Annotated in this window: 11 protein-coding genes; 5 read left to right on the top strand and 6 right to left on the bottom strand. The window is 65.8% G+C overall.

From position 1 onward, the window contains the following. The first annotated feature begins 70 nt into the window (after nucleotides 1–70). Complete coding sequence (gene fusA / locus QM693_RS16845) at nucleotides 71–2173, top strand: elongation factor G (RefSeq protein ID WP_005258137.1); 2103 nt, start codon at nucleotides 71–73, stop codon at nucleotides 2171–2173. An 89-nt stretch (nucleotides 2174–2262) separates the two neighbouring features. Beyond that, nucleotides 2263–3453 (top strand): elongation factor Tu, encoded by a 1191-nt coding sequence (tuf, locus tag QM693_RS16850; RefSeq protein ID WP_005252203.1) that lies wholly within the window; start codon nucleotides 2263–2265, stop codon nucleotides 3451–3453. Nucleotides 3454–3524: 71 nt separating this feature from the next. Here the strand turns inward: tuf and QM693_RS16855 are convergent, their stop codons facing one another. Genes QM693_RS16855 through QM693_RS16880 form a run of 6 tightly spaced genes read right to left on the bottom strand, consistent with a single transcriptional unit; the run spans nucleotide 3525 to nucleotide 6325 of the window. Beyond that, the gene (locus QM693_RS16855; protein WP_283352899.1) at nucleotides 3525–3797 is read right to left on the bottom strand and encodes a YciI family protein; all 273 of its coding nucleotides are present in this window, start codon (nucleotides 3795–3797) and stop codon (nucleotides 3525–3527) included. Between the two features lie 34 nt (nucleotides 3798–3831). Next, nucleotides 3832–4407, bottom strand: a complete 576-nt coding sequence (locus QM693_RS16860) for an Asp23/Gls24 family envelope stress response protein (RefSeq protein WP_283331086.1) — start codon at nucleotides 4405–4407, stop codon at nucleotides 3832–3834. Next, nucleotides 4404–5384 (bottom strand): DUF6286 domain-containing Asp23/Gls24 family envelope stress response protein, encoded by a 981-nt coding sequence (locus QM693_RS16865; RefSeq protein WP_283352900.1) that lies wholly within the window; start codon nucleotides 5382–5384, stop codon nucleotides 4404–4406. The genes QM693_RS16860 and QM693_RS16865 overlap by 4 nt, the downstream gene beginning before the upstream one ends. Then, nucleotides 5377–5556 (bottom strand): hypothetical protein, encoded by a 180-nt coding sequence (locus QM693_RS16870; RefSeq protein WP_005252219.1) that lies wholly within the window; start codon nucleotides 5554–5556, stop codon nucleotides 5377–5379. Before QM693_RS16870 ends, QM693_RS16865 begins: the two co-directional genes overlap by 8 nt. Continuing rightward, nucleotides 5553–5867 (bottom strand): Asp23/Gls24 family envelope stress response protein, encoded by a 315-nt coding sequence (locus QM693_RS16875; protein WP_280779963.1) that lies wholly within the window; start codon nucleotides 5865–5867, stop codon nucleotides 5553–5555. Before QM693_RS16875 ends, QM693_RS16870 begins: the two co-directional genes overlap by 4 nt. Then, on the bottom strand, nucleotides 5864–6325 hold the full coding sequence (locus QM693_RS16880) for an Asp23/Gls24 family envelope stress response protein (protein WP_005252221.1): 462 nt from the start codon (nucleotides 6323–6325) through the stop codon (nucleotides 5864–5866). Before QM693_RS16880 ends, QM693_RS16875 begins: the two co-directional genes overlap by 4 nt. A 189-nt stretch (nucleotides 6326–6514) precedes the next feature. On the opposite strand from QM693_RS16880, the gene QM693_RS16885 reads away from it, so the two are divergent. From QM693_RS16885 to QM693_RS16895, 3 genes are read left to right on the top strand one after another with little or no spacing between them, the layout of a single operon-like run. Next, the gene (locus QM693_RS16885) at nucleotides 6515–7042 is read left to right on the top strand and encodes an Rv1363c family protein (RefSeq protein ID WP_283352901.1); all 528 of its coding nucleotides are present in this window, start codon (nucleotides 6515–6517) and stop codon (nucleotides 7040–7042) included. Then, nucleotides 7039–7554, top strand: coding sequence for an Rv1363c family protein (locus QM693_RS16890; RefSeq protein WP_283352902.1), 516 nt, complete (start codon nucleotides 7039–7041; stop codon nucleotides 7552–7554). Before QM693_RS16885 ends, QM693_RS16890 begins: the two co-directional genes overlap by 4 nt. An 11-nt stretch (nucleotides 7555–7565) precedes the next feature. After that, entirely contained in the window at nucleotides 7566–8009 is a 444-nt protein-coding gene (locus tag QM693_RS16895) for a hypothetical protein (protein ID WP_005252226.1), read from the top strand. Nucleotides 8010–8086: the final 77 nt, after the last annotated feature.

The following is an 8086-nucleotide window of genomic DNA, read 5'->3' on the forward strand; positions in this document are numbered from 1 at the left end:
AATGGCCCCGCTGGTGGAACACCGGGGAGGCCGACACCCGATACACGAGCTACGAGCGGGGAAGAATCCTGTGGCACAGGAAGTGCTGACCGACCTGAACAAGGTCCGCAACATCGGCATCATGGCGCACATCGATGCCGGCAAGACCACGACCACCGAGCGCATCCTGTTCTACACCGGTGTCAACTACAAGATCGGTGAGACGCACGACGGTGCCTCGACCACGGACTGGATGGAACAGGAGAAGGAACGCGGCATCACGATCACCTCTGCCGCGGTGACCTGCTTCTGGAACAACAACCAGATCAACATCATCGACACGCCGGGCCACGTCGACTTCACCGTCGAGGTGGAGCGTTCGCTCCGCGTGCTCGACGGCGCCGTCGCAGTGTTCGACGGCAAAGAGGGCGTCGAGCCCCAGTCGGAGCAGGTGTGGCGTCAGGCCGCCAAGTACGACGTTCCGCGCATCTGTTTCGTCAACAAGATGGACAAGATGGGCGCGGACTTCTACTTCACGGTCCAGACCATCATCGACCGCCTCGGCGCGAAGCCGCTCGTCCTGCAGCTGCCGATCGGCGCCGAGGACGACTTCGACGGCGTCGTCGACCTGGTCGAGATGAAGGCTGTCACCTGGCGTGGCACGGTCGCCATCGGCGCCGAGCCCACCATCGAGGAGATCCCGGCCGATCTCGCCGACAAGGCTGCCGAGTACCGCGAGAAGCTGCTCGAGACGGTTGCCGAGTCCGACGAAAAGCTCATGGAGAAGTACTTCGCCGGCGAGGAGCTCTCCGTCGAGGAGATCAAGGGCGCCATCCGCAAGATGACGGTCAACTCCGAGCTGTACCCGGTTCTGTGCGGTTCCGCGTTCAAGAACAAGGGCGTTCAGCCCATGCTCGACGCGGTCATCGACTACCTGCCGAACCCGCTGGACATCGGCGAGGTCCAGGGTCACGCCCTGGGCAACGAAGAAGAGATCCTCACGCGTAAGCCGAGCAAGGAAGAGCCGTTCTCGGCTCTGGCCTTCAAGATCGCTTCGCACCCGTTCTTCGGCAAGCTGACGTTCGTCCGCGTGTACTCCGGCCGGATCGATCCGGGCGCCCAGGTCATGAACGCGACCAAGGGCAAGAAGGAGCGCATCGGAAAGCTCTTCCAGATGCACGCCAACAAGGAGAACCCGGTCGACGAGGCCGTGGCCGGCCACATCTACGCGATGATCGGTCTGAAGGACACCACGACCGGTGACACCCTGTGTGCACAGGACGCCCCGATCGTGCTCGAGTCCATGAGCTTCCCGGACCCGGTCATCCAGGTCTCGATCGAGCCCAAGACCAAGTCCGACCAGGAGAAGCTGGGCACCGCGATCCAGAAGCTCGCCGAAGAGGACCCGACGTTCTCCGTCGAGCTCGACGAGGAGACCGGCCAGACCGTCATCGGCGGCATGGGCGAGCTCCACCTCGACATCCTCGTCGACCGTATGCGTCGCGAATTCAAGGTCGAGGCCAACGTCGGCAAGCCGCAGGTTGCCTACCGCGAGACCATCACCAAGAAGGTCGAGAAGCACGACTACACCCACAAGAAGCAGACGGGTGGATCGGGCCAGTTCGCCAAGGTGATCATCGCGCTGGAGCCGTTCGTCGGCGAAGACGGTGCCACCTACGAGTTCGAGAACAAGGTTTCCGGCGGTCGCATCCCTCGCGAGTACATCCCTTCCGTGGATGCAGGCGCGCAGGACGCGATGCAGTACGGCGTTCTCGCCGGCTACCCGCTGGTGAACCTGAAGCTGTCGCTGCTCGACGGTGCTTACCACGACGTCGACTCGTCGGAAATGGCCTTCAAGGTCGCCGGTTCGCAGGCGCTGAAGGAAGCCGCCCGCAAGGCCGGCCCGGTCATTCTCGAGCCGCTCATGGCTGTCGAGGTCACCACACCCGAGGAATACATGGGTGACGTGATCGGCGACCTGAACTCCCGCCGTGGCCAGATCCAGGCCATGGAGGAACGCAGTGGTGCCCGTGTCGTGAAGGCGCTGGTTCCGCTCTCGGAGATGTTTGGTTACATCGGTGATCTGCGGTCGAAGACCCAGGGCCGGGCGAACTTCTCCATGGTGTTCGATTCCTACGCAGAGGTTCCCGCGAACGTCTCGAAGGAAATCATCGCCAAGGCGACCGGCGAGTAACCTCGGTTCCAGCCGGCCGAAGCACGACCCAGTAATAACAACCGCACTGCTGCATACCGCAAGCATCAATCAGTCCAGGAGGACACACAGTGGCGAAGGCGAAGTTCGAGCGGACGAAGCCGCACGTGAACATCGGCACCATCGGTCACGTCGACCACGGCAAGACCACGCTGACCGCGGCCATCACCAAGGTTCTGCACGACGCGTACCCGGATCTCAACGAGGCTTCGGCCTTCGACGAGATCGACAAGGCTCCTGAGGAGAAGGCTCGCGGTATCACGATCAACATCTCGCATGTTGAGTACCAGACCGAGAAGCGCCACTACGCGCACGTCGATGCTCCCGGTCACGCCGACTACATCAAGAACATGATCACCGGTGCGGCGCAGATGGACGGCGCCATCCTCGTGGTCGCGGCCACCGACGGCCCGATGCCCCAGACGCGTGAGCACGTGCTGCTCGCCCGCCAGGTCGGCGTGCCGTACATCCTCGTCGCCCTGAACAAGGCCGACATGGTGGACGACGACGAGATCATCGAGCTCGTCGAGATGGAGGTCCGTGAGCTCCTCGCTGCGCAGGAGTTCGACGAGGACGCTCCGGTTGTCAAGGTCTCCGCACTCAAGGCGCTCGAGGGCGACCCGGAGTGGACCAAGAACATCCTTGAGCTCATGGCTGCGGTCGACGAGTCCATCCCGGACCCGGTCCGCGAGACCGAGAAGCCCTTCCTCATGCCCGTCGAGGACGTCTTCACGATCACCGGTCGTGGCACCGTCGTCACCGGTCGTATCGAGCGTGGCGTGATCAACGTCAACGAGGACGTCGAGATCGTCGGCATCAAGGAAACCAAGACCAAGACCACGGTCACGGGTATCGAGATGTTCCGCAAGCTCCTCGACTCGGGCCAGGCCGGTGACAACGTCGGTCTGCTGGTTCGTGGTATCAAGCGCGAAGATGTCGAGCGTGGACAGGTTGTCGTCAAGCCCGGCACCACCACCCCGCACACCGAGTTCGAGGGCCAGGCGTACATCCTGTCCAAGGACGAGGGCGGCCGCCACACGCCGTTCTTCAACAACTACCGTCCGCAGTTCTACTTCCGTACCACGGACGTGACGGGCGTTGTGACGCTGCCCGAGGGCACCGAGATGGTCATGCCCGGTGACAACACCGAGATGTCCGTCAAGCTGATCCAGCCCGTCGCCATGGACGAGGGCCTGCGCTTCGCGATCCGCGAAGGCGGCCGTACCGTCGGCGCCGGCAAGGTCACGAAGATCAACAAGTGATCTAGCTCCACCAACGCCAATGGCGCTCACCCTCCGGGGTGGGCGCCATTGGCGTTTTCGGGGTGTGACACTCAGCGGTAGTTCAACGCATCCCATTCTCGGATGTCGCTGGGATGCGCGATGCCCTCGAGGACGAACGGGTCGCGGGCGATGAATTGTTCTGCGCGCTCGCGGCTGCTGAAGATCGCCATGGACCCGGTGCTCGCTGGGTCGTCGAACGGTCCGATACCGAGCAGCCCACCTTCCGCGGCGAACGCGTCGAGGTACTCCCGGTGTCGTGGATAGATCTCCGGAATCCTGGCGGCGGTGGTCGGATCGGTCGCGTAGAACACCACGTATTCCATGGCACCGAACCTACCGAGACCGGAACGCCGCGTGTCAGCTTTCGACGTGCACCGGGTGGTCGGCGCGGTCGAGGTGGAGCAGGACCTGGGTGGCGACCTCTTCACCGCCGAGGGTCGATGCGACCCAGGACGCGACGTCCTCGGATTTGCGGGTGAAGTCGTACATGTCGAGGGTGGGGTCGGCGGTTACGACGATCGACAGGGTGGGGAGTCCGCGTTCGATGACGGCGCGAGCGCGTGTCTGCCGCACTCCGGGGTACTGCGCGAGTTCGCTGGCGACTCCGTTGGCGAGGGAGCCGAGGTCGACGGTGACGTAGGTGCCCGATTCGCGGTCCGGTACGGCGACGGGGGATGTGCGTCGCCGGGTGAGGTCCAGGGCGAGGAGCACGATCCCGAAGACCAGCCCCACAACGACCGTCGCGGCGAGCGCCCAGCCCCACCAGTCCTGGTCGGGGAGTGCGGTGACACGCGCGCGGTCGTACCGCGACACCCATTCGCGGACGATCGGAACCTGGAGGTCCCAGGCCACGGCGTAGGCGCCGAATCCGAGGAGTGCGAGCCCTACGAGCAGGACGATGACCCGGTTGACGGCGGCGGTCCGATGTCTCACGGTTTCACCTGCACTCGGAGTTCGGGGGACGTGCCGAGCAGCGACAGCGTCGGTTCCACGGCCTCGCGTACGGAAATGGCCACGTCGCCGGCGGGTGTCGACTCGGTGCGCACCACGCGGACGGTGACGTGTTTGCGGTCGACCGTCGTGTGCGCCGACAGCACGCCGGGGACGGTCTTGGCGTGACTACTGGAGTTGCGAGCGAGGTCGGTGGGGCGGAGCCAGACGATCGGGGTGTCACCGACTGCGAGCGGCAGGTGGGTGCGCGGCCGCGGTTTGAGGGCCGCGACGATGAACACGACCCCCAGCACGATCGCGCCTGCGGCGACGGGGACGATCCACTCGGACCAGTGCAGCCGGCCCAGCCATTGCACGGTGTTGCGGATCCAGGGCGCGTTGGCGAAGGTGCCGCGCATGATGAGCAGCTCACGCGCTGCGACGACCGCGAGACCGAGGGCCCCGACGGCGACGATGATCGCGGCGGGCACAGCGGCCGGGGTCGCGCGCGGCGTGCGTGGCCGGAGGGGCGCCACCGGGGCGGGCGGCACCGCCGGAACGCCCTGTTCGGAGTAACGGCCTTCGGCCGAACTGTCTTCGGGGGCGGCGGATTCCGTTCCGACGACCACGATGTTGAGTTCGATGACCGGCATGCCCGTCATCTGCTCGACCTGACGGTGCACCTGCGCGCGGAGCCGGCGGTTGACGAGGTCGAGGTGGCACGGCCACTGCACCGCGATGTACAGGTTGATCGCGACGGCGCCTGCTCCCGTCGAGACGTCGGCGCGGGGGAGTTCCCGCCCGGTCAGGCGGGACAGCCCACCGGACTGCTTGACGACGCCGGGTACCTGGAGTGCTGCGGCGACGGCGATCTTCACGACGGCGCGCTCCTTGATGACCAGTTCGCCGCGCAGGGCGGTGTCGTCGAGCGCCGCGTCGTCATGCGGACCGGCGGGGGGTGCGGTGAAGGGTTCAGCCACGGCCGCGGCTTCGGAGGATGGCGCCGAGATCGAGGTGGCCGTCGCGGTGCGCGCCGACGGCCATGCCCAGCGCGCCGAGGAGGACGGCGAAGACGAATCCGCTGAAACCACCGAGGATGCCGGCGATGGCGAGAAGTAACCCGACGATCAGGCCTGTGATTGTGCTGTTCATTGAGATTGTCCTGTCTCTGTCAGGAGATCTTCGATGGTCACGTCGACGGGGACGTCCACCAGCGATTCCACTGCGGCCCGCACTCTTTCGGCGGTGTCGACGACGTTGGCGGGGTAGCGAGCCGCGAGGTGGACGGCACAGGACGTGGGGCCGACGGTCACCCCGGTCACCCGGCGTCCGGGCAGGTAGGTCGCGACTTCACCGAACGCGCCGCCGTGCATCGCTGCCACTCCGGGGGTGGCGAGGACGGCGGCGACGATGCGTTCGGAGATGTCCTCGGCGTGGGTGTCCGATGGAAGTGGTCCGGTCACTGCACCCTCGGTTTGCCGTCGAGCTCGGACGCGGCCTCGGATTCGTCGAACAGCATGACGTCGAAGACGGTGATGTTCACTTCGGTCACTTCGAGCCCGGTCATGCGCTCGACGGCCGCGATGACGTTGCGCCGGATGCCGACCGCGAGTTCGTGCAGTGCGACACCGTATTCCGCGACGATGCCGATGTCGATTGCGGCCTGTTTCTCGCCGACTTCGACGGCGACACCCTGGGCGTGGTTGACGCGGGCGCCGGGGATCCGATCGCGGAGGGCGCCGACAGCGCGCGCGGTACCGCCGCCCACGTCGTAGACGCCGTTGATCTCACGGGTGGCGATCCCGGCGATCTTGGCGACCACGGCGTCCGCGATGATGGTCCGTCCCTCGGAACTGACGAGTTCCGGCGTCGCCCCGGCACCGAACTGCACGCGGCTGCGTGCCCCTGAATCGCTGGTCATCGTGGATCCCCTTCGAGTCGCCTGCCTTCTCCTCAACAGTAATGATCACCGACCGTACGCGGGGTCTCCCACGCGCCTTTCCGTCCGCGGATCCCGTGACGGGAGACACCCAAAAATATTTGATATGACTACCCGGTAGCATCTGACGTGATGTAGGTAACGCAGACGCAGCCCGACGGAAGGAACCCCATGGCGGAAGAGCCCACCGGTGAGGACGCCGCTCCCCAGGCCCGGACGTCGGCCGTCGCCGCGGGTGTGGTGGTTCTGGCCGTCCTCGCACTCGCGTTCGTCGCGGTCAGCGGCTACTTCGGCTACACACACCGGCAGGCGGCGCAGGAGGCTCAGCAGAGATCCGAGATCCTCGAAGCAGCGCGGCAGGGCGTCGTGAATCTGACGACGATGGACTTCGAGCGGGCCGACGAAGACGTGCAGAAGGTGCTCGACGGCTCGGCCGGAGAATTCCGCGACGAATTCGAAGCCCGATCCAAGGACCTCATCGCGGTCATGCAGGAGGCCAAGGTCAAGTCCCAGGGGGAGGTGCGCCAGGCTGCGATCGAGACGCAGAACGGCGACTCCGCGGACGTGCTCGTCGCGGTCGCGCAGAAGGTGTCCAATGCGGGCGGCGCGGCCGAGGAGCCGCGCGGTCAGCGGATGCGGGTGACGATGCAACTCGAGGACGGCACGTACAAGATCGTGAAGGCGGGGTTCGTGCAGTGAGTACCGACGCATCGCCGAAGTCGCGCAGACTCCTCCTGATTCTGGGCGCGCTCACCGTGGCCGCGGCCGTGCTGGCGGGGGTTCTGTACTTCACGCTCTACCGACCCGACCAGCGCGTCGACGACGCCGTCCGCGCCACCGTCACCGACACCGCGTCGCAGGGCGCGATCGCCCTGCTGTCCTACAAGCCGGACACGGTGGAGAACGACGTCGGCGCCGCGAAGGAACGCCTGACGGGGGAGTTCCTCGACTACTACACACAGTTCACGACGGACGTCGTCGTCCCGGCGGCCAAGGAGAGCCAGGTCGCGACCCAGGCGACGGTGGCCGCGTCCGGTCCGGTCGAGGTGGCGGCCGACACCGCGACGGTGCTGTTGTTCGTCAATCAGACCACCACCAGTGCGGCGAAACCGGAACCGGCGGCAACGGCGACGAGCATCACCGTCGAGCTCACCAAGTCCGGCGACAACTGGCTGATTTCGGGCTTCGATCCGGTTCAGTCGTCCGGGTAGCGTTGGCGCCCATGAGTACTCTTCGAGAGGTCGGCGACCGCGAGTCGTGGCGTTGCTGGCTGTGTGACGAACCGGTGGACCCCGACATGTCGGTCAACGATCCGCGTGGCCCCAGCATCGACAGCGTCGTCACCGCGAAGAAGGCCAAGGCGAAGGGCGGCGTCGAACGCCTTGCGCACCGGGCGTGCAACACCAAGAAGGGTGCCGTCAAACCGGTCGTGCCGTGGCCCGACCGGTTGTTCGTCGTCGATCCCGCCCCGATCATCGGTGTGGTCGAACAACTCGGCCGCAAGGGCGGACGGGTGGCGGTGGCGCGATGTCCGGGCAAATCGGACGCCGAGGACGCGGCGGAGTGGTTGCTCGACAGGTTGTCCCGTCTTGCACCGGAACTGAACGTCGAGACGCAGATCGATGCCGCCGGTGGTGCGTATCTGCTCGTCCTTCGCACCGCCTGACCCGTGAGTACTTGTTAACCGCGGGGGGCTGTTGCGGAATTGAGTGAGGGCGGTCCGGGTGCGGGTGTCTCGTGCCG

Source organism: Rhodococcus sp. IEGM 1305 (assembly GCF_030058635.1).
Taxonomy (GTDB): domain Bacteria; phylum Actinomycetota; class Actinomycetes; order Mycobacteriales; family Mycobacteriaceae; genus Rhodococcus_F; species Rhodococcus_F opacus_D.

Excerpts from the sequence above, each read along its gene's own strand:
- QM693_RS16870 (WP_005252219.1), bottom strand. The coding sequence starts at position 5,556 with ATGAACAGCACAATCACAGGCCTGATCGTCGGGTTACTTCTCGCCATC.
- QM693_RS16880 (WP_005252221.1), bottom strand. The coding sequence starts at position 6,325 with ATGACCAGCGATTCAGGGGCACGCAGCCGCGTGCAGTTCGGTGCCGGG.
- QM693_RS16855 (WP_283352899.1), bottom strand. The coding sequence starts at position 3,797 with ATGGAATACGTGGTGTTCTACGCGACCGATCCGACCACCGCCGCCAGG.
- QM693_RS16885 (WP_283352901.1), top strand. The coding sequence starts at position 6,515 with ATGGCGGAAGAGCCCACCGGTGAGGACGCCGCTCCCCAGGCCCGGACG.
- QM693_RS16895 (WP_005252226.1), top strand. The coding sequence starts at position 7,566 with ATGAGTACTCTTCGAGAGGTCGGCGACCGCGAGTCGTGGCGTTGCTGG.